Consider the following 21,358-nt stretch of genomic DNA (forward strand, 5'->3'; position numbering starts at 1 on the left):
CACCGCTCGCGCTGTAGCCAGGCAATGCCTGGGCGTTGACAGCCACCGAGGGTTCATAACGGGTTCTTACAGAGGAGGCTCGGCGATGAATGTCATGATCCAACCGGTCAAAACGGCTGCAGGTCCCGGCTGGCAAGTCTGCTTAGGTAAGCAGAGTGTGACCTTTCGCAGTGAAAGCGAAGCACGCCAGTTTGTCAGCACCCTGCAAGCACGCCTCAGTGCGCCACATGAATTGCCTGTGGCACAACGGCGGGCGGCCAGCTGAGCCTAAGCGCGGCCCACACCACGCTCGACCCAACGGGTGAAGAGGGAAAAGCTCACGGCCAAGACCCCGCAGCCGAATATCACCACGGCAACCGGCCAGGCACTGCCGTCATGCAAGACACCAACCATGGCGGCGGCACTGGCAGCAATAACGAATTGCAGGCTACCCAGCAGCGCTGACGCACTGCCGGCATGGCTACCCTGCCCCGCCATGGCGCAGGCCGAGGCGTTGGGCAGAAGAATGCCCAAGCTGGCAATGCAGCCGAACAAGGGAATCAGCAGCGGCCACAAGGCCTGTGGCTTGGCCAGTGCCACCAGTAGCAGCGCCAGACCACAAGCCAGGTAGAACCACACGGTCTTACCTAGCCAGTACGCCGGTCCGTGCCGCGCCACCAGCCAGGCGTTCAGCTGCGCAACCAGAATAAAGCCCAGGGCGTTGCTGCCGAACAGCCAACCGTAATGTTCGGCGGGGATGCCATACAGCTCGATAAATACGAATGGCGAGCCGGCGATATAAGCAAACATCCCGGCAATCGCACAGCCGCCGGTCAACGCGTACCCCAGAAACGGCAAGTCAGCGAACAGCCGCCTGTATTCCCCCAACGCGCCACGCAAAGGCGCAGGCGGTGCGTCTTTGGCCAGGGTTTCCGGCAACCACCTTGCCACGGCCAATAGGCAGATAAAGCTGAACAGCGTCAGGCAGATAAAAATCGATGGCCAACCCAGTGTACTGAGCAGCAACCCACCGCCCAGCGGCGCGAGAATCGGCGCCAGGCCCATCACCAGCATCAGCTGGGAAAACACCTTGGCCGAGCTGATCGGATCACACAGGTCGCGCACCACCGCCCGCGATACCACCATCCCGGCGCAACCGCCCAGGGCCTGTACAAAGCGTGCAGTAATGAGCCATTCCAGGCTGGGCGCCAGGGCACAGGCCAGTGATGCCAGACTGAACAGCATGACGCCGACCAGCAGAGGTTTACGCCGACCAAAGCGGTCTGCCAGTGGGCCGTAGGCCAGTTGACCGATGGCCAGGCCAGCAAAGTAGGCTGCCAACGACAGCTGCACGTGCTCCACATCCGTGGCAAATGCACGTGCCAAGGTTGGGAAGCTCGGCAGGTAAAAATCGATAGCCAACGGGCCAAAAGCGCTTAATGCACCGAGAACCAACAAAAGACGTAACGGCATGGGTTTCCAGACAAGAAGTGGTAACAGAGGCAGGCTCAGCGCATATGGCCTGCTCGGAGTGAACCCAGGAAAGCAAAAAAGGCGCCGGCTGACTTGCGCTGCAAGCCAACCTACGCCCCACGTTAAAGCCAGAACATCAAATGGAGGTGTCGGCTTTTTTCCGGCCCTTGCCGACCTTCTCTGCCAACGATTCCACCAACAGGTAGAACATCGGAATCAGGAAGATCGCCAGGAAGGTTGCCGCCATCATCCCGCCGATTACCCCGGTGCCGATTGAGTGACGACTCGCCGAGCCTGCGCCCGAGCTGATCGCCAACGGCACAACACCGAGAATGAAGGCCAGCGAAGTCATGATGATCGGACGGAACCGCAGGCGCGAGGCCTCCAGTGCCGACTCAAAGATGCCCATGCCCTGATGCCGGCAGAGCACGGCGAACTCGACGATCAGAATGGCGTTCTTCGCCGCCAAGCCGATTAGGGTCACCAGACCAACCTGGAAGTACAGGTCGTTCTCGATGCCGCGCAGCCACACCGCGAGAATCGCCCCGAACACCGCAAACGGCACCGCAGTAACCACGGCCAGCGGCAGGGTCCAGCGTTCATACTGGGCAGCGAGGATCAGGAACACCATGATCAGGCCGAAGATAAAGGCACTGCTGCCCGAACCTTGCGATGCCACTTCCTGGAAAGCCGAGCCGGTCCAACCGATGCTGTAATCGCTACCGAGCACCTCATCCGCCACTTGCTGAATCGCGCTCAGCGCCTGACCTGAGCTGTAGCCAGGTGCCGGCCCGCCAAGGATCTTCGCAGCTGGGTAGACGTTGAAGCGTGCATAGGTATCCGGGCCGAGAATCCGCTCAACCTTGACCAGGCTGGCCAGCGATACCAGCTCGCCACTGCCCGCGCGCACATAGACCTGGGACAAATCTTCTGGCTTGCTGCGGAACTCCGCTTCGGCCTGCAGGCTGACCTGGAAGGTACGGCCATACAGGCTGAAATCGTTGACGTAGTAGCTACCAAAGGTCGCTTGCATGGCGGTGAATACATCATTCACTGCCACACCCAGGGCGCGCGCCTTGGTCCGGTCCAGATCGATAAAGTATTGCGGCACGTTGGCGCTGAAGGTGCTCTGCACCCCTGCCAGCTCAGGGCGCTTCGCGGCGGCGGCGAGGAAGGCCTGAACCTTGGCCGCCAGTTCGGCAGTGGTGCCGCCACTGCGGTCCTGAATAAAGCCTTCAAAACCGCCGGTGGTGCTCATACCGGTGATCGGTGGCGGGTTGAAGCTGAGTACCACGCCGTCCTTCTGCGCGGCGCCCATACCCATAAATTCACCGGTCAGGTTACGCGCGTCCAATTCAGGCGTGGTGCGCTCACTCCAGTCTTTCAGCGGCACGAAGGACACCCCTGCGTTGCTGCGGGTGCCGAAGGTCAGCACGTCGAAGCCGGCGAAGGTCACTACATCCTGCACCGCTGGGTGCGCCATCAACTGCTGGGTCACGTCACCGGTGAGTTTCTCGGTGCGGGTCAGCGACGCGGCAGGCGGCAGGAAGTAAGCGTTGATCACATAGCCCTGATCTTCATTGGGCACCAGGGAGCTGGGCACCCGGTTGAACAGCAGCACCATCACCGCGATCATCGCGCCGAACAGCAACAACCCGACCGCCGAACGCTTGAGGAAGAAACGCACACCTGCGGTGTAGCCATTGGTCAGTTTGTCGAAGACCCGGTTGAAGGCGCGGAATGGTGCCGCCGGCTCGTGATGCCCAGGCTTGAGCAACAATGCACAGAGCGCCGGGCTCAGAGTCAGGGCGACGATACCGGAGATCACCACCGACACGGCAATGGTGATGGCGAACTGTTTATACATCTCCCCCGCCAGGCCGCCGAGGAAGCCCACCGGCACGAATACCGCGCAGAGCACCAGGACGATGGCAATGATCGGCCCGGTCACTTCTTCCATGGCCTTGATGGTCGCTTCACGCGGGCCGATCTTGTCGGTGGCCATTACCCGCTCGACGTTTTCGATCACCACAATGGCGTCGTCCACCACGATACCGATGGCCAGCACCATGCCGAACAGGGTCAGCAGGTTGATCGAGAACCCGAGCATGTACATGCCGGCGAAAGTACCGACCAGCGAAACGGGAATTGCCAGCACCGGGATCAGCGTGGCGCGCCAGTTCTGCAGAAAGATAAACACCACCAGCACAACCAGGATCAAGGCTTCGAAGAAGGTCTTGATCACTTCATCAATCGACACCTGAACGAACTTGGTGGTGTCGTACGGCACTTTATAGGTCATGCCGCTGGGGAAGTTTTTCGACAGACGGTCGAGCGTCTTGCTCACTGCCTCGGCAGTGTCCAGAGCATTCGCGCCGGGCTGCAGGTACACACCGAAAGCAGCGTTCTGCTGACCGTTGAGCGAGGTCATCAGCGAGTAGTCCTGAGCACCCAGTTCGATCCGTGCAACGTCCTTGAGCAGCAGGCTGGCACCGGTGTCATCGGTGCGCAGGATGACGTTCTCAAACTCTTTCGGGTCGGTGAACCGGCCCTGGGTGGTCACCGTGTAGGTGAAATCCTGCTTCTGCTTGAGCGGCTGCTGGCCGAAGCTGCCGGCGGCGAACTGCGAGTTTTGCTCACGGATCGAATTGACCACATCGGTCGGCGTCAGGTTGTACTGCGCCAGCTTGTCCGGACGCAGCCAGATGCGCATGGAATAGTCTTTCGAGCCGAACTGGCTGACATCACCCACGCCTGGCAGACGCTTGAGTTCGTCGATCACGTTGATCAGCGCATAGTTGCTGATATACACCGGGTCGCGCGAACCATCCGGCGAGTACAGGGTGACCACCTGAAGAATGTCCGAAGACTTCTTCTGCACCTTGACGCCCTGCCGGCGCACTTCTTCCGGCAGTTTGGCCAGTGCAGCCTGCACCCGGTTGTTGACGTCGATAGTGGCCTGGTCGGGGTCGCGGCCTACCTCGAAGTACACCGACAGACTCATGGCGTTGCCGCCGGAGTTGGACTGCTGGTAGATCATCCCCTCCACGCCGTTGATCGACTGCTCCAGCGGCGCTGCCACTGTTTCAGCAATCACCTGGGCGCTGGCACCGGCGTAGCTGGCGCTAACCGACACCTGCGGTGGCAGGATCTGTGGGTACTGGGCGATCGGCAACGAGCGCATGGCCATCAGGCCCGCTAGCACGATGATGATCGAGATGACCGCGGAAAATACCGGGCGGTCGATAAAGAAGCGTGAGATCACCGGGTACGCTCCTTAGGATTGGCTGGTGGCAGGGGCAACAACTTTGACGGGGCTGTCTGGACGCACTTTCGGCAGGCCTTCGACAATCACCCGATCGCCAGCGCTGATACCGGACACAATCACCCAGCGGCCTTTAGCCGTATGCCCGGTGGTGACCTGACGCTTACGCGCAACACCGCCATCGTCCACCACATAGACAAATGTTCCGCCTGGGCCCTGGGCAATCGCGCGCTCTGGCAGGGTCATGGCATTGGGAATGCTCAGGCCTTTGACCTGCACCCGGACGAACTGACCCGGCAACAGCGTCTGATCCGGGTTAGGTACCACAGCGCGCGCGCTGACGGTACCGGTGCCGCGATCCACCAGGCTATCGGTGAAGTCCACCTTGCCTTCCAGTGGGTAAACACTGCCGTCACCCAGTTTGATCTGCACACTCATCTTGCCGTCTTCCGGCAGCACCAGGCTGCCGTTTTGCAGCCCACTGCGCACGCTTTCCACATCGGAATCCGGGGCGGCAAAGTTGACGTAAATCGGGTCCAGTTGGGTGATATTGCTCAGCAGGCTGGCACTCGGATCGCCGGCCACCATCAGGCTGCCTTCGGACACGGTTTCCTTACTGGTGATACCGGAGATCGGCGCTTTTACCGTGGTGTAGTCGAGGTCAATCTGCTTGGACTGCACCTCGGCCTCGGCGGCCTGGATATTCGCCTTGCTCTGCTCGAAATTGGAGATGGCATTATCCAATTCACTTTCGCTGGCAAAGCCCTTTTTCTGCAGTTCGCGGATGCGTTTGAGGTCACGCTCGGTCTGCCGATAGCGCGCCTGCTCTTGCGCCAACGCACCCTTGGCACGGCTTAGGGCGGCCTGGTAGGTGCGCGGGTCGATGCGGAACATCACTTGGCCTTTCTTGACCTGGCTACCTTCCAGGTAAGTCCGCTCCTGCAGAATGCCGCTGACCTGAGCCCGCACCTGCACTTCGCGGAAGCCGGCAGTGCGCGCGGAATATTCAAGCTCCAGCGGCAACGCCTCGGCCTTCACGGTTTCGACCACCACCTCGGGCGCTGGCGCAGCGTCGGCAGCAAACAACGGGGCGGCCCAAAAAGCCAACAGCAAGGAACCGGCAGCGACCGGCAGGCGACGGGGAAAAAGCATGGATGTCTCCGAATAAACGCAAGGTGCAACGTTTGAGACCGGCAATGCTAGTTACATACACGAGTGTTTGTAAATAGAACATTACCCATAAGTTCATTACACTTTGTCCTGAGCCTAGCCAGAAATACGCCTACTGCCATGCGTCGAACCAAAGAAGAAGCCGAGAAAACCCGTTGCGCCATCCTTGAGGCCGCCGAAACGCTGTTTTTGGAAAAAGGTGTGGCGCACACCAGCCTGGAGCACATCGCCCGGCATGCAGGGGTGACGCGCGGCGCGGTGTATTGGCACTTTGCCAACAAGGCGGATCTGTTCAACGCCATGCTCGGCCAAGTTCGTCTGCCGCCCGAGCAATTGGCCGAGCGATTGCGCGGCTGCCCGGCTCACGACCCGCTCATGACCCTGCGAGAGCTATGCATCGAGGCCATCGAAAACCTGGCGCGCGATCAACAAAAACGCCGCATCTTCACGATTTTGCTGCGCCGATGTGAGTTCACCGAAGAGCTGCGCGAGGCCGAAGAACGCCACGAAGCCTTTATCAATCTGTTTATCGCGCTCTGCGAACAGCAGTTCAGTGCACCGTCCGTCGCATCACGGCTGCACCCTGGGTTGAGTCCGCGCCTTGCAGCGAGGGCTGTGCACGCGCTGATTGTCGGTTTATTCCACGATTGGTTACGCGACCCCAATCTGTTCGATCCGCTCAACGATGCTGCGCCGATGATCGATGCCTGCTTTCGTGGGCTGATCCGCGATTGGCCAGACGCAACCGTGCTTACGCCAGGCTAACCCCGTAGCCCTGTTCAACGATGGCCACCATCAACTGATCCACCGGCATGCTGCTGCTCACCCGCACCTCACCGCCGGGAAATTTCACTTTCACATCCGCCGCCGGATCACAGGCCAACAGCGCCTCGGTGATGGTTTTGACGCAATGTTGGCAAGTCATGCCATCAACCCGGAATGCGTGAACTTGAGACACTTGCATAAACAACCTCCTGAATTAATAAACCGCATGATAAACGGTTAGCTGAGTGTTGCCCTTGCCATAAGCGTAAGGTCAAGGGATATAACGGCTTGACCTTACCCGCATGGCAAGGTTGATCCTGTGCTGGAACTCAATAGAGGACCACCCATGTCCAGCCTCACTACCTTCAACCTGCCTATCAGCGGCATGACCTGCACCAGCTGCGCCGGGCGGGTCGAACGCGCCCTGGCCAAGGTGGCGGATGTCGCCAGCGTCAGCATCAACCTGGCCAGTGAACAGGCCCGCGTCGAAGCGCCCGCTGACAGCCTGGAACAGTTGGTAAATGCCGTTAGCGCAGCCGGCTATCAAGTACCCAGCGAGCGTCTGGAGCTGGCTCTTTCCGGCATGACCTGCGCTAGCTGTGCGGGGCGTATCGAACGCGCCCTGGCGCAGCAACCGGGCGTGCTCTCGGTCAGCGTCAACCTGGCCAGCGAGCGGGCGCAGCTGCAGGTGCTGCGTGGCACAGATAACAACGCTTTGCTGCAGGCCGTCAGCCAGGCCGGCTACCGCGCCAGCGTGCTGGACGATGCAACCCAGGCCCAACCAACGGCTGAGCGGCATCTGCAGCGCGAGCGCTGGGCCCTGCTGCTGGCCATTGTGTTGACCGTACCGCTGGTCATCCCCATGCTCGTCGAACCCTTCGGCCTGCACTGGATGCTACCGGCCTGGCTGCAATTCGCCCTGGCCACACCGGTGCAATTCATCTTCGGTGCGCGCTTCTACCGCGCGGCCTGGAGCGCCCTGCGCGCCCGTGCCGGGAATATGGACCAGCTGGTGGCCATCGGCACCAGCGCCGCCTACGGCCTAAGCCTGTATCAGTGGGCGGCAAGCCCGGCTGGCAGCATGCCGCATCTGTATTTCGAAGCCTCAGCAGTGATCATCACGCTGATTCTGCTCGGCAAATACCTGGAAAGCCGCGCTAAACGCCAGACCAGCAGCGCCATCCGCGCCCTGCAGGCGCTGCGTCCGGAACGCGCCCTGCGCCTGCGCGATGGCACCGAACAGTGGGTGGCGTTGGGTGAGCTGCAACCGGGTGACGCCATCGTGGTCAAGCCCGGTGAGCGCTTCCCGGTCGATGGCCTGGTTCGCGAAGGCCAAAGTCATGCCGACGAAGCCCTGATCAGCGGCGAAAGCCTGCCACAACCCAAACAGCCGGGTGATAGCGTCACGGCAGGGGCAATCAACGGCGAAGGCCGCCTGCTGGTGGAAACCACCGCCCTCGGCGCGGAAACCGTGCTGTCACGAATTATTCGCCTGGTCGAAGATGCACAGGCAGCGAAAGCGCCGATCCAGAAGCTGGTGGATAAAGTCAGCCAGGTCTTCGTGCCCAGTGTGCTGCTGATCGCTCTGGCCACCCTGCTCGGCTGGCTGCTGCTTGGCGTGGGTATCGAAACCTCGCTGCTCAATGCCGTAGCAGTGCTGGTAATCGCCTGTCCCTGCGCCCTTGGCCTGGCGACGCCCACGGCGATTATGGCCGGTACCGGCGTGGCGGCGCGCCATGGCATTCTGATCAAGGATGCCGAAGCCCTGGAAGTCGCCCATTCGGTAACCCTGGTGGCGTTCGACAAGACCGGCACCCTGACCTCCGGCGCGCCGCGTATCGCCCACCTGCGCGCGGTCGATGGCAACACGACCGAGCTACTGCAACTGGCCGGCGCCCTGCAGCGCGGCAGCGAACATCCGCTGGCCAAGGCAGTGTTGGATCAGTGCACAGAACAACAACTGAGCCTCGCCGACGTCAGCCACAGTAAGGCGCTGGCCGGGCGTGGTATCGCCGGGCAGATCGGCGAGCAGCAACTGGCCCTGGGCAACAAGCGCCTGCTCGAAGAACACTTTCTGCACCACGATGAACTGGCAACCGACGCCCTGGTCTGGGAGGCCGAAGGCCGCACCCTGTCCTGGCTGCTGGAGTTGGCGCCGCAACCGCAGGTACTCGGCCTGTTCGCCTTTGGCGACACACTTAAACCAGGAGCTGCCGAGGCCATCGCCGCGCTGACCACCCAAGGCATTGCCAGTCATCTGATCAGCGGCGATAACCCCGGCAGCGTCAAAGCCGTGGCCGAAGCCCTGGGCATCAGTGCCGCGCATGCCGAAGTGCTGCCGGCGGACAAGGCGGCGATCATCTCTGAGCTGAAGAAAGACGCGGTGGTGGCCATGGTCGGCGACGGCATCAACGACGCGCCAGCGCTGGCCGCTGCCGATGTCGGCATCGCCATGGGCAGTGGCACCGATGTGGCCATGCACGCCGCCGGCATCACCCTGATGCGCGGCGACCCACGCCTGGTGGCCGACGCCCTGGATATCAGCCGACGCACCTACAACAAGATCCGCCAGAACCTGTTCTGGGCCTTCGCCTATAACCTGGTCGGCATTCCGCTGGCCGCCGCCGGTCTGCTTAACCCGATGCTCGCCGGCGCCGCCATGGCGTTGTCCAGCGTCAGCGTGGTGAGCAATGCTCTGCTGCTGAAAACCTGGAAGCCCAAGGACCACGAATAAGCCGCCGGCCAGGAGAAAAACCATGAACATCGGCCAAGCCGCCAAGAAAACCGGCCTTAGCGCCAAGATGATTCGCTACTACGAAAGTATCGACCTACTGCCCGAGGCCGGCCGCAGCGAAAGCGGTTACCGTCAGTACAGCCAGCAGGACCTGCATCGCCTGGCGTTTATCAAACGCTCGCGCGATCTGGGCTTTTCCCTGGCCGAAGTCAGCCAGCTACTGGCCCTGTGGCAGGACCGCCAACGCGCCAGTGCCGATGTGAAAGCCCTGGCCGCTGCCCATATCAACGAGCTGGAACGCAAGATCAGCGAACTCAGCGGCCTGCGCGACACCCTCAAGGAGTTGATGGACAACTGCCAGGGCAACGACCGACCGGACTGCCCGATCCTCAAGGATCTGGAGTCCGGCTGTTGTCATTGAAGGTTTAGAGCCTGTTTACGATCTCGCGAGCTAGAGCCAGACAAGGCAAAAACAGCCGAGGAAGCGGAGTTTACGAGCTGTAAATGAGCATTCCGAGGCTGTTTTTACGCCGGATGGCCGACGCGCAGCAGATCGTAAACAGGCTCTTAGATCGCCTGCTGCAACGCCCGGCAATCTACCGCGAAATGGTCAGCCAACTCCGGCCAGGGGTTTTCCGCCAGGTTGACCAGCACGCTGCGCGCGCCAGCAGCGCGGGCACACTCCAGGTCAAAGCGGTAGTCACCCACCATCACCAGCTCGCTCGGTGCAACCTGCCAGGTGCGAGCGAAATGCAGCAGGCCACCCGGATCAGGCTTGGGCGGCGCCTCGTCACGGCCAATCACGTCCGGCACGGCAAAGCAGTCGTCCAGACCGATGGCGCGCAGGGTCAGCAGCGCCAGTTCATGGGCGTTGCGGGTGAGAATGCCAAGCCGGCAACCACGCCCACGCAGCTCGCGCACCAGCTCAATCGCCCCGGGGGCTGGCTGCGAGGCCAAAGCCAGTTCACGCTCATGCTCCAGCAGCCAGGCATGTTTGGCCGCAGCCACCGCCTCAGGCAACGACGCCAGATAGCCAAGAATGTCTTCAGCTAATGGAATATCCAGCGCCCGCTTGATGGCCTCGAAGTCGTGCACCGCCAGGGTCAGAGTGCCGTCCATATCGAATACCCAGTGCTTCGCACTGCGCAAAGTCACTTCCAATCCTCACGGATTCGGGTAAGCCCTTCCTGGGCAACCGAGGCAACCAATTGGCCCTGCCGGTTGAAGATGCTGCCACGGGAGAAGCCACGGGCGTTACCAGCCCAAGGGCTGTCCATGCTGTAGAGCAGCCAGTCGTCCATGCGCAGGTTACCGTGGAACCACAGCGAGTGGTCGAGGCTGGCGACCTGCATGAACTTCTGCCACACCGACACGCCATGCGGCAGCATCGAGGTGGTCAGCAGGTTGAAGTCGCTGGCGTAACCCAACAGGTACTTGTGCAGCTGAGGGTCATCCGGCAGTTCCCCAGCCGCACGGAACCATACATGCTTGACAGGCTCGCTGGGTTTGGGTGCAAACGGGTTGCTCAGGGTGACAGGACGGATCTCGATCGGTTTATCGCTTACCGCGCGCTCACGCATGCGCTCCGGCAAGGCATCCACCACCAGGCGCGCCAGTTCGGTTTCCGATTTGAGGCCTTCAGGCCCCGGCACGTCCGGCATGCTGTTCTGGTGATGAAAGCCCTCTTCATCAAACTGGAACGACGCGCTGCAGGTAAAGATCGGCTTACCCTTCTGGATCGCCGTCACCCGCCGCGTGCTGAAACTGCCGCCATCGCGTACGCGCTCAACCTGATACACCACCGGCAACGTGGCATCGCCGGGGCGCAGGAAGTAGCCGTGCATGGAATGCACATGGCGCGCGGCCTCGACCGTCTGACTGGCTGCCGATACACATTGGCCGAGCACCTGGCCGCCATACAGCTGGCGAAAGCCGAGGTCCTGGCTGACGCCGCGGAACAAATTCTCTTCGATGGTTTCCAGGGTCAGCAGGGCGACCAACTCATTCAACACCTGACTCATGCATGCTCTCCTGTTAACGCATCTGGCTGGGGGCGAGATGGTAAAGACTTTGCCAACGCTTGTCGGCCCGACTGAAAGATGGATGTGGACAATAATGGCAGCATTCTAGCCAATCGAGCGCGGAGCTTGAGCGCAAGCAGAGCCTGCCGCCATACTTTGGCCACTTCCGCCCGAGCCCGCCCCCATGCGCCTGCCGCTGGTCTATCACGACGACTACAGCCCGCCCTTCCCGGCCAACCACCGCTTCCCCATGGAGAAGTTTCGCCTGCTGCGCGATCACCTGGTGGAAAGCGGCCTGAACACCGATGCCGAACTGCTGCGCCCTGAACTGTGCCCCACCGACGTACTCGCCCTGGCCCACTGTCCGACTTATATCCAGCGTTTCGCCAGCGGCGAACTGGCGTATGAAGAACAACGCCGCCTCGGTCTGCCCTGGAGTGCCGCCCTGGCGCAGCGCACCATTCGCGCCGTGGGTGGCTCGCTGCTGGCGGCGGAGCAAGCGCTGCAACACGGTCTAGCCTGCCACCTGGCCGGCGGCACCCACCATGCGCATTACGACCACCCGGCCGGCTTCTGCATCTTCAATGACCTGGCAGTGATCAGCCAGTACCTGCTGGCCAGCGGCAAGGCCCAGCGCGTGCTGATCTTCGACTGCGACGTGCATCAGGGCGATGGCACCGCGCGCCTGCTTGAGAACACCCCGGAAGCGATCACCGTGTCGCTGCACTGCGAGAAGAACTACCCGGCGCGCAAGGCCGCCAGCGACTGGGACATTCCCCTGCCCAACGGTATGGGCGATGACGACTACCTCAAGGTGGTCAACGACAGCCTCAACTACCTGCTGCCGCTGTACCAGCCGGATATCGTGCTCTACGACGCCGGGGTCGATGTGCACCAGCACGATGCCCTCGGCTATCTCAACCTGACGGATGCAGGCATCGCTGCCCGTGATGAAGCCGTACTCAACCACTGCCTGAGCCGCGATATTCCCGTGGCCGGGCTGATCGGCGGGGGCTACGACAAGGACCGCATGGCCCTGGCCCGCCGCCACGGCATACTGCATCACAGTGCGGCCAAGGTCTGGCAAACGCGCGGGCTGGGATAAAACCTGCACACGCGCTGTCATATCGCCCACCTCTACTGCCAAGGACTTTCACACAGCATGTACGCAAAACTCAGCACCCTGCTGGCAGCACTGGCATTCGCCACTGCCGCCCAGGCCGACGACACACTGCAGTCGCTGGTAGACGAGACCATCCACCCGCTGATGGCGGAACACGATATTGCCGGCATGGCCGTGGCGATCACGCACAACGGCCAGGCGCACTACTTCAACTACGGCGTGGCGCGCCTGGACGACCAGCAAGCGGTAACCAGCGACACACTGTTTGAAATCGGCTCGCTGAGCAAACCGCTTACCGCCACCCTCGCCGCCCTGGCCCAGGCTACCGGCAAGGTGACCCTCGCCGACAGCGCCGGCCTGCACTGGCCCGAGCTGCAAGGCAGCCAGCTGGAACACGCCAGCTTGCTCAACCTCGGCACCTACACCGCCGGCGGGCTGCCGCTGCAGTTCCCTGACAGCGTGGCCGACCCGGCCAGCATGCTCGCCTACTACCGCCAGTGGCAGCCTGAATACGCGGCGGGCACACACCGGCGCTATTCCAACCCCAGCATCGGCCTGCTCGGCATGCTCGCCGCCAAGAGCATGGGCCAGCCGTTCCCCACCTTGATGGAGGGCACGCTGTTCCCCGCGCTCGGCATGTCGCACAGCTATATCCAGGTGCCGACAGCACAGCTGCCACGCTATGCCTTCGGCTACAGCAAGGACAACCAGCCGCTGCGCGTCACCCCGGGCATGCTCGACGCCGAAGCCTACGGGGTGAAAACCAACGCCCGGGACATGCTGCGTTTTGTCCAGGCCAACCTGAATCCTGCCGGCCTGAATAAAGACCTGCAGCGCGCAATCGCCATGACCCACACCGGCTATTACCGCGTCGGCGAGATGACCCAGGGCCTCGGCTGGGAGCGTTACCCCTACCCGATCAGCCTGGAGCGCCTGCAGGCCGGCAACTCCCCGGCCATGGCCCTGGAGTCGCAACCCGCTACACGTCTCCCACCACTGGAAAGTGAGCCAAGCGACAGCCTGTTCAATAAAACCGGCTCAACCGGCGGCTTCGGCGCCTACGCGGTGTTTGTCCCCAGTCAGAACCTCGGCCTTGTAATGCTGGCCAACAAGAACTACCCCAACGCTGCCAGAATCAAGGCCGCCCACGCCATACTGAGCGCGTTGGATAAGCCCCCCACACACTGAATGGAATCCTGTCATGGATGACTCGTTTGCCCTGAACCAAGCTAACTGGAATGAGCGCGCCGCCTTGCATGCAGCGTCGCCCGATTACCAGGTTCAGCTGTTTATCGCCTCGCCCACGCACTTATCCGAAGTGGTGCGCTTTGATCTACCGCGCCTCGGCGATATCCATGGCCTGCGCGCGGTGCACCTGCAGTGTCATATCGGCACCGACACCCTGTCGCTGGCCCGTCTGGGTGCGCAGATAAGCGGTCTGGATTTCTCTGCAGCCTCGTTGGAGCAAGCTCGCCTACTGGCGAGCAGCTGCGGTGAGCAGATCGAATTTGTCGAAGCCTCTGTGTACGACGCGGCCAAGGCGCTCGGCGCGCACTCGTTTGACCTGGTTTATACGGGCATCGGCGCGCTGAACTGGCTACCGCAGATTGATGATTGGGCGCGCAATGTCGCCGCCCTACTCAAGCCCGGCGGACGGCTGTTTCTGCGCGAGATGCATCCCGTACTGATGACGCTCGACCAGGACTGCCAAGATGCTCTGCAGATGGTCCATTCCTACTTTGAACACAGCGAGCCGCAGGTCTGGAATGACGAATACAGCTATGTGGCAAGCGACAGCAAGCTGACCGCCACCACCACCCACGAATGGAACCACGGCCTGGGCGAAATCATCACCGCGCTGCTGCGCCACGGCATGCGCCTGACGGCCTTGGAAGAGCACACCAGCCTGCCCTGGGAAGCCCTGCCGGGCCAGATGAGCCTGGGCGAGGATGGTGAGTGGCGGCTGGATAACCAGCCGGAAAGGCTGCCGTTGAGCTATACGCTGCAGGCGGTCAAGGTCGGCTAACCTGCAGGTGGACAACAGCGACTGTCCACCTGCAACGCCCAATTACCCCGCCAGCACCTTATCCAACGCCTGCTCCAACGTCGCTACGGTGCGTTCGATATTGCCAAGCTTATCCAGCCCAAACAGGCCCAGGCGGAAGGTCTGGAAGTCTGCTGGTTCATCGCACTGCAGCGGCACGCCGGCAGCAATCTGCAGGCCCTGAGCAGCGAATTTGCTGCCGTTCTTGATGCTCGCGTCGGTGGTGTAGCACACCACTACTCCGGGGGCCTCGAAGCCTTCGGCGGCGACGCTTTTAAAGCCTTTGCTGGCCAGTAATGCGCGCACGCGATCACCGAGTTCCTGCTGCTGGCTGCGCACGGTGGCAAAGCCGATGGCTTCGGCCTCGCGCATGGCATCGCGAAAACGCGCCAGGGCATCGCTCGGCATGGTCGCGTGGTAAGCGTGGCCGCCCTGTTCGTAGGCCTGCATGATCTGCAGCCATTTTTTCAGGTCACAGGCAAAGCTGGTGCTTTGAGTGGCTTCGACGCGGGCTTGGGCGGCTTCACTGAGCATCACCAGGGCGCAGCAGGGCGAGGCGCTCCAGCCTTTTTGCGGGGCGCTGATCAGCACGTCGATACCGCAGGCCTGCATGTCCACCCAGAGGGTGCCGGAGGCGATGCAATCGAGCACAAACAGGCCGCCGACCGCATGCACAGCATCCGCCACGGCGCGCAGGTAGCCGTCTGGCAGGATCATTCCGGACGAGGTTTCCACGTGCGGGGCAAATACCACCTGCGGCTTTTCAGCGGCGATCACCGCCAGCACATCGACCAGCCGTGGCGGCATGAATGCCGCCTGACTGCCCTCGGCAACCGGACGCGCCTTGAGCACAATCGCTTCCGAGGGGATCTGGCCCATCTCGAAAATCTGCGTCCAGCGATAGCTGAACCAGCCATTGCGCAGTACCAGGCACTTCTGCCCGGTGGCCAGCTGACGCGCTACAGCCTCCATGCCATAGGTGCCGCTACCGGGCACGATGGCCACGGCATGGGCGTTGTAGACCTGCTTCAGGGTGCTGGAGATATCCGTCATCACGCCCTGAAACGACTGCGACATATGGTTGAGGGAGCGGTCGGTGTAAACCACCGAGTATTCGATCAGGCCGTCGGGGTCGATGCTGGGGTAAAGGTCAGACATAAGGGGCTCCAGTCAGAAAAGTCTCCCGCGACCCTGCCCGAAGCCGGGGCAAATGACAAGGTCGCGGCAGGCTCGGTTAGAATGCACGCCCGTAATCCCCACCTGATATCGCCATGACCGACAGCCACCCCGCATTTGCCCCTCGCGTTGCCATTATCGGCGGCGGCCCTGCCGGGCTTATGGCGGCCGAAGTGCTGGCCCAGGGTGGTGTGCAGGTCGATCTTTACGACGGCATGCCTTCGGTGGGGCGCAAGTTCCTGCTGGCCGGGGTCGGCGGGATGAATATCACCCATTCCGAAGCCAAGCCGGCTTTTGTCGCTCGTTATGGCCCGCGCCAGGCTGAAGTGGCCGAGCTGCTAGATGCGCTCGATGCCGACGCCTTGCGCGCCTGGATTCACGACCTGGGTATCGACACCTTTGTCGGAACTTCGGGGCGAGTATTCCCCACCGACATGAAAGCCGCGCCGCTGCTGCGTGCCTGGCTCAAGCGCCTGCGTGAGCTGGGTGTGCAGATCCACACCCGCCATCGCTGGCTGGGCTGGAATAGCGAAGGTGCGCTGCGGATTGCCTCGCCCGCCGGCGAACAAGCCGTGACCGCCGACGCCACACTACTGGCCCTGGGTGGCGCCAGTTGGGCACGACTGGGCTCAGACGGCGCCTGGGTGACGCTGCTACAAGCACGTGGCGTGACCATCGCGCCCTTGCAGGCGAGCAACTGCGGCTTCGATGTCAGCGCCTGGAGCCCGTTTCTGCGGGACAAGTTCGCCGGCGCGCCGCTTAAGAACGTCAGCCTTAACCTGGCCAGCGAAACGCCGCGTCTGGGCGAATTTGTGCTGACCGCCAGCGGTATCGAAGGCAGCCTGGTCTACGCCCTGTCGGCGGATATTCGCGAGACGATCAACCAGCACGGCAGTGCCACCGTGCACCTCGACCTGCTGCCGCAAACGTCGCTGGCTAAATTGCAGGCAGCCCTGAGCAAACCGCGCGGCTCACAGTCCATGGCTAAACACCTGCATCGCCAGGCGGGGATCGACGGGGTCAAAGCTGCTCTGCTGCGGGAGCTGGCCAACGCTGCAGCCTTCAATGATCCCGTGCTACTGGCCAATGCAATCAAGGCACTGCCGATCACCCTGGTGCGTCCGCGGCCATTGGATGAAGCCATCAGCACAGCGGGCGGCGTGCCGTTCGAGCAACTGGACGAGCAACTGATGCTCAAGGCGCTGCCTGGCACCTTCTGCGCCGGGGAAATGCTTGACTGGGAAGCGCCCACCGGCGGCTACCTGCTGACCGCCTGCTTTGCCAGCGGCCGCCACGCCGCCCAAGGCATGCTCAACTGGCTGCCGCACACCAGATAAGCCCACACGCCGGGCCTCAAGCGGCTATGCTTGGGAAAACCGTCACAGAGCGGTGTTCTTCCACGCGCACAGGTACTCTCCAGCCGTGATTCCACTAGTGGTCTGCGATGACTCGAACATGGCGCGCAAGCAGTTGATCCGCGCCCTGCCGCCTGAATGGCCAGTGACCATCAGCCAGGCCACCAATGGCCAAGAAGCCTTGACCGCGCTGCGTCAGGGGCTGGGCCAGGTGATGCTGCTGGATCTCACCATGCCCGTGCTGGACGGTTATGAAACCCTCGCGGCCATGCGCGCTGAGGGCCTCGCCTGCAAGGTCGTGGTGGTGTCCGGCGACGTGCAGGATGAAGCCGTCCGCCGGGTGAAAGAACTCGGTGCACTGGCCTTTATCAAGAAGCCGGCTGACCCCGACACCCTGCGTAACACCCTGCTCGAACTGGGCCTGTTCGACCCCAAAGCCACCCCGACTGCGCTTGCTCAGGCTGCCGTACTGGATGAGTTGAAGGTCAACTTCCGCGATGCTCTGCGCGAAGTGACCAACGTCGCCATGGGCCGCGCCGCCGCGTTACTGGCCAAGGTGCTGCACGTTTTTGTGCAATTGCCGGTGCCCCAGGTGAATATCTTCGAGGTCAGTGAGCTGCACATGACCCTCACCGACGCCATGCGTGGCGAGCGCCTGAGCGCGGTGTGCCAGGGCTTTATTGGGGATGGCATCGCCGGTGAAGCACTGCTGCTGTTCCATGACTCAGAAGTCGCCGACATGGCGAAGCTGCTGGGCTGGCAGCCGAAAGACGACACCCAGACCTCGGAAATGCTGCTGGACCTGGCCAGCATCCTCACCGGCGCCTGCCTAGCCGGGATCGCCGAACAGATCGACGTGCGCTTCTCCCAGGGCCATCCACAGCTGTTGGGCCAGCATTCCTCCATCGAGCGGCTGATTCACCTCAACCAGCGACGCTGGCGCAAAACCCTGGCCATTGAGGTGAGCTATAGCCTGGAAGCCCACAACATTCACTTTGATCTATTGCTGCTGTTTACCGAAGACTCGATCAAGCGCCTGACCAACAAACTCAACTACCTGATGAGTTAAGCCATGCCAGCACAGATAGACATCAAAGAGGTTCACTGGCTGCTCGATATCGTGCAGTGCATTGACGTTGGCGTGATCGTGCTCGACCGCCAATACCGGGTTGAGGTGTGGAACAGCTTTATGGAAAACCACTCTGGCATGGGCCCGGACGAGGTGCACGGCAAAACCCTATTCAGCCTGTTCAGTGAAATCGACGAAGCCTGGCTACGGCGCAAGGTGGATACCGTCGTAGCGCTGGGCACCCGTGCTTTCAGCCTATGGGAACAGCATCCCTACCTGATGCACTTCAAGAACTACCAGCCGATTACCGGCCAGGAAGACTTTATGTACCAGAACGTCACCCTGCTGCCACTGGGCGGTTCGGGCAACGCGGTGGAACATATCTGCGTAGTGATCTACGACATGACCGCCGCGGCCACCCATAAGAAACAACTGGAAGCGGCGCAGGCCAATCGCTAAGCGATTTGCCCGCGAGCGGCGCATTCGGGCAAAAGACGCCCCCGGATTGCATCCGGGATGCGGCTGAGATTACTTAACAAACTTACCGGGCTTACCCGCTTTCCCGCCAAAGCTCGGCACCTTGCGTACAGCCTTGACCGCCGGCGCAGCCGGTTCATCGGTCTCCATCCAGCGCCCCAGGCTGCCGCCTTTACCGCCGCCGACCACTTTCGGCTTCTTGGCCTTCTTCGGCTTTTTCACCACCTGGCCGCCGGGCAGCGTCTGCGGCACACGGTGGTCAGGGATAAAGTCGGGCTCGTCGATGCGTTGCAGCACTTGTTGCGTCAGGGTTTCGATGGCCGAGAGCAGTTGCACTTCATCAGCACAGACCAGCGACACCGCCTGACCGGTGGTGCCGGCACGCCCGGTACGGCCGATGCGGTGCACGTAATCTTCGGCCACGATGGGCAGGTCGAAATTGACCACCAGCGGCATGTCGTCGATGTCCAGGCCACGGGCTGCCACATCAGTAGCTACCAGCACCTTGATCTCGCCGTCCTTGAAACGCTGCAGGGCACGCTGGCGAGTGGCCTGGGGTTTGTCGCCGTGGATCGAGTCCGCACTTATGCCGTGGCGCTGCAGCTCGGCTTCCAGCTCATCAACGCCCTTGCGGGTTTTCACGAAGACCAGGGCCTGACTCCAGCGTTTGCTCTGGTACAGGTGCAGGAAGAGTTCGGTCTTGCGCTTCTTGTCCACCGGGATCAGCCACTGTTTGACCGATTTGGCGGCGGCGTTGCGCGGGCTGACTTCGATGCTCAGCGGGTCATTCAGCATCTCGCCGGCCATGGTCCGAATCGCTTCGGAGAAGGTGGCGGAGAACAGCAGGGTCTGGCGCTTTTTCGGCAGTGCGCGGAACACACTCTCCAACTCGTTGGCAAACCCCAGGTCGAGCATGCGGTCGGCTTCATCCAGCACCAGGGTTTGCACCTGATTGAACTTCACTGCGTTCTGTCGAAACAGGTCGAGCAAGCGGCCTGGGGTGGCCACCAGCACGTCCACGCCTTTGCGCAGCTTCATCATCTGCGGGTTGATGCTGACCCCGCCATACACCGCGTAGCTGCGCAGCGGCAGGTGCTGACCGTAGGTGAGAAAACTCTGCAGCACCTGCTCGGCCAGCTCACGGGTCGGCACCAGCACCAGCGCACGCACCGAATTACTCGCCACCTGCGGCCCTTCCATCATCAACCGCTGCAACACCGGCAGGGCAAAGCCGGCAGTCTTGCCGGTACCAGTCTGCGCGGCGGCCATCAGGTCGCGTCCCTGCAGAACCGGCACGATGGCCTGAGCCTGCACGGCCGTGGGGGTTTTGTAATCGAGGCTGTCGAGGGTGCGTAGCAGAGGCTCGATCAGGCCGAGGGAGGCAAACGTCATAGGGCTAACCGCTGAAATAAGTCGATGGCGCAGAGTTTATCCTGCTTGGGCGCAGACGGCCTGGCTGTCTTCACCGGGCCATCAACTACAAAGCCCGGAATGATCCGGGCTTTAAGGTACGAGCGTACGCGTGTTGAGTTAGGGCTTGTGCGGCCGCGCGAGAAACTCGTGGGATTGCATTTCCAGCAGACGACTCAGCGTGCGCTGGAACTCGAAGGTAAGACGACCGCCAGTGTAGAGGTCTTTCAGCTCCACCTCGGCAGAGATGATCAGCTTGACGTTGCGGTCGTAGAACTCGTCCACCAAGTTGATAAAGCGCCGGGCCATGTCGTCCTTCGCGGTGCTCATCTGCTCGACATTGGCCAGCAGCACCGCATGGAAGATTTTACCCAGTTCGATGTAGTCGTTCTGGCTACGCGGGCCATCGCACAGCTCACGGAAGTCGAACCAGGCCACGTCATCACCAACCTTGCGCGCCACGATGGCGCGGCTCTCGATCATCAGCGGCTCGTTTTCCTGCACCTCGCAGTGCTCGGGCAGCAGGCTGACAAAGCTCTTCTGCAAGCTTTCCTCGGCGGCAGCGTCAAGCGGCCAGTGGAACAGCTCGGCTTGCTCCAACGCACGCAGACGGTAGTCGATACCGCTGTCGACGTTGACGATCTCGGTGTGCTGCTTGAGCAGGGCGATGGCCGGCAGGAAACGCGCGCGCTGCAGGCCGTCCTTGTACAGGCCATCCGGCACGATATTGGAGGTGGCAACCAGGCTGACGCCGTTCTTGAACAGCTCTTCCAGCAGGGTGGCGAGGATCATCGCGTCGGTAATATCACTGACGAAGAATTCGTCGAAGCAGATAACCCGTGCCTCATCGGCGAACCGTTTGCCGATAATGATCAGCGGGTTCTTCTCGCCCTTGAGGGTGCGCATTTCTTCGTGCACGCGCTTCATAAAGCGGTGGAAATGCGTGCGCACCTTGCGCTCGAACGGCAGCGCATCAAAAAAGGTATCGACCAGGTAGGTTTTGCCGCGACCCACGCCACCCCAGAAGTACAGGCCCTTGACCGGCCCCTGCGGTTTTTTGCCGAACAGTTTGCCGAAGACGCCGGCGCTGCCCTTGTCGGCAGCGATCAGGTCGTCATACAGGCGCTGCAGGTGACGCACCGCAGTTTCCTGGGCAGCGTCATGAAAGAAATCAGGGCGTTTAAGGTCAGCCTGGTAGCGTTCTAGGGGGGTCATAAATTCGTTAGCCGGGCAAGTAAAACGGGGGCGTCACTTTAGCGACGCCCCCGTTGATTGGCAATCGGCCAGCATGGCTGCT

Annotated in this window: 19 protein-coding genes; 10 read left to right on the plus strand and 9 right to left on the minus strand. The window is 61.8% G+C overall.

The window, feature by feature from the left end; all coding sequences use genetic code 11:
- Positions 1-85: 85 nt before the first annotated feature.
- Positions 86-265 (plus strand): hypothetical protein, encoded by a 180-nt coding sequence (locus HBN63_RS08825; protein WP_170049143.1) that lies wholly within the window; start codon positions 86-88, stop codon positions 263-265.
- A gap of 2 nt (positions 266-267) precedes the next feature.
- Here the strand turns inward: HBN63_RS08825 and HBN63_RS08830 are convergent, their stop codons facing one another.
- From HBN63_RS08830 to HBN63_RS08840, 3 genes are all read right to left on the minus strand, one after another.
- Positions 268-1,452, minus strand: a complete 1,185-nt coding sequence (locus HBN63_RS08830; protein WP_160089064.1) for a multidrug effflux MFS transporter — start codon at positions 1,450-1,452, stop codon at positions 268-270.
- Positions 1,453-1,588: 136 nt separating this feature from the next.
- A complete protein-coding gene (locus tag HBN63_RS08835; RefSeq protein ID WP_160089066.1) occupies positions 1,589-4,717 on the minus strand; it encodes an efflux RND transporter permease subunit in 3,129 nt (1,042 codons plus the stop codon).
- 12 nt (positions 4,718-4,729) lie between these two features.
- Entirely contained in the window at positions 4,730-5,869 is a 1,140-nt protein-coding gene (locus HBN63_RS08840) for an efflux RND transporter periplasmic adaptor subunit (protein WP_170049144.1), read from the minus strand.
- A gap of 138 nt (positions 5,870-6,007) precedes the next feature.
- On the opposite strand from HBN63_RS08840, the gene HBN63_RS08845 reads away from it, so the two are divergent.
- Complete coding sequence (locus HBN63_RS08845) at positions 6,008-6,652, plus strand: TetR family transcriptional regulator (protein WP_170049145.1); 645 nt, start codon at positions 6,008-6,010, stop codon at positions 6,650-6,652.
- Here HBN63_RS08845 and HBN63_RS08850 read toward each other — a convergent pair.
- Complete coding sequence (locus HBN63_RS08850) at positions 6,639-6,851, minus strand: heavy-metal-associated domain-containing protein (protein WP_090255433.1); 213 nt, start codon at positions 6,849-6,851, stop codon at positions 6,639-6,641. The two genes, HBN63_RS08845 and HBN63_RS08850, sit on opposite strands and share 14 nt — an antisense overlap.
- 147 nt (positions 6,852-6,998) lie before the next feature.
- On the opposite strand from HBN63_RS08850, the gene HBN63_RS08855 reads away from it, so the two are divergent.
- Positions 6,999-9,386 (plus strand): heavy metal translocating P-type ATPase, encoded by a 2,388-nt coding sequence (locus tag HBN63_RS08855; RefSeq protein ID WP_170049146.1) that lies wholly within the window; start codon positions 6,999-7,001, stop codon positions 9,384-9,386.
- A 22-nt stretch (positions 9,387-9,408) separates the two neighbouring features.
- Positions 9,409-9,807, plus strand: coding sequence for a Cu(I)-responsive transcriptional regulator (gene cueR / locus HBN63_RS08860; protein ID WP_170049147.1), 399 nt, complete (start codon positions 9,409-9,411; stop codon positions 9,805-9,807).
- 146 nt (positions 9,808-9,953) lie between these two features.
- Here cueR and HBN63_RS08865 read toward each other — a convergent pair whose 3' ends face one another.
- A complete protein-coding gene (locus tag HBN63_RS08865; protein WP_289240551.1) occupies positions 9,954-10,541 on the minus strand; it encodes an HAD family hydrolase in 588 nt (195 codons plus the stop codon).
- On the minus strand, positions 10,538-11,407 hold the full coding sequence (gene tesB, locus HBN63_RS08870; RefSeq protein WP_090255441.1) for an acyl-CoA thioesterase II: 870 nt from the start codon (positions 11,405-11,407) through the stop codon (positions 10,538-10,540). The genes HBN63_RS08865 and tesB overlap by 4 nt, the downstream gene beginning before the upstream one ends.
- 184 nt (positions 11,408-11,591) lie before the next feature.
- Here tesB and HBN63_RS08875 point away from each other — a divergent pair, with 184 nt between their 5' ends.
- The 3 genes from HBN63_RS08875 to HBN63_RS08885 are packed head-to-tail and all read left to right on the plus strand — an operon-like array spanning position 11,592 to position 14,556.
- Complete coding sequence (locus tag HBN63_RS08875; protein ID WP_170049148.1) at positions 11,592-12,512, plus strand: histone deacetylase; 921 nt, start codon at positions 11,592-11,594, stop codon at positions 12,510-12,512.
- Positions 12,513-12,569: 57 nt separating this feature from the next.
- Entirely contained in the window at positions 12,570-13,718 is a 1,149-nt protein-coding gene (gene ampC, locus HBN63_RS08880) for a class C beta-lactamase (RefSeq protein WP_170049149.1), read from the plus strand.
- 13 nt (positions 13,719-13,731) lie between these two features.
- Positions 13,732-14,556, plus strand: a complete 825-nt coding sequence (locus HBN63_RS08885; RefSeq protein WP_170049150.1) for a class I SAM-dependent methyltransferase — start codon at positions 13,732-13,734, stop codon at positions 14,554-14,556.
- A 42-nt stretch (positions 14,557-14,598) separates the two neighbouring features.
- Here HBN63_RS08885 and HBN63_RS08890 read toward each other — a convergent pair whose 3' ends face one another.
- The gene (locus HBN63_RS08890) at positions 14,599-15,732 is read right to left on the minus strand and encodes an aminotransferase class V-fold PLP-dependent enzyme (protein WP_160089084.1); all 1,134 of its coding nucleotides are present in this window, start codon (positions 15,730-15,732) and stop codon (positions 14,599-14,601) included.
- Positions 15,733-15,845: 113 nt separating this feature from the next.
- Between HBN63_RS08890 and HBN63_RS08895 the strand changes: the two genes are divergently transcribed.
- From HBN63_RS08895 to HBN63_RS08905, 3 genes are all read left to right on the plus strand, one after another.
- A complete protein-coding gene (locus HBN63_RS08895) occupies positions 15,846-17,087 on the plus strand; it encodes a TIGR03862 family flavoprotein (RefSeq protein ID WP_170049151.1) in 1,242 nt (413 codons plus the stop codon).
- 85 nt (positions 17,088-17,172) lie between these two features.
- Positions 17,173-18,174: a response regulator gene (locus HBN63_RS08900; RefSeq protein WP_090255453.1), complete on the plus strand. Its 1,002-nt coding sequence runs from the start codon at positions 17,173-17,175 to the stop codon at positions 18,172-18,174.
- Positions 18,175-18,177: 3 nt separating this feature from the next.
- On the plus strand, positions 18,178-18,633 hold the full coding sequence (locus HBN63_RS08905) for a PAS domain-containing protein (protein WP_090255456.1): 456 nt from the start codon (positions 18,178-18,180) through the stop codon (positions 18,631-18,633).
- 69 nt (positions 18,634-18,702) lie between these two features.
- Here HBN63_RS08905 and HBN63_RS08910 read toward each other — a convergent pair whose 3' ends face one another.
- The gene (locus HBN63_RS08910) at positions 18,703-20,043 is read right to left on the minus strand and encodes a DEAD/DEAH box helicase (protein WP_170049152.1); all 1,341 of its coding nucleotides are present in this window, start codon (positions 20,041-20,043) and stop codon (positions 18,703-18,705) included.
- A 138-nt stretch (positions 20,044-20,181) separates the two neighbouring features.
- On the minus strand, positions 20,182-21,276 hold the full coding sequence (zapE, locus tag HBN63_RS08915) for a cell division protein ZapE (RefSeq protein WP_170049153.1): 1,095 nt from the start codon (positions 21,274-21,276) through the stop codon (positions 20,182-20,184).
- Positions 21,277-21,358 lie beyond the last annotated feature (82 nt).

The sequence above is a fragment of the Pseudomonas sp. WS 5011 genome (assembly GCF_012985775.1).
Classification (GTDB): domain Bacteria; phylum Pseudomonadota; class Gammaproteobacteria; order Pseudomonadales; family Pseudomonadaceae; genus Aquipseudomonas; species Aquipseudomonas peli.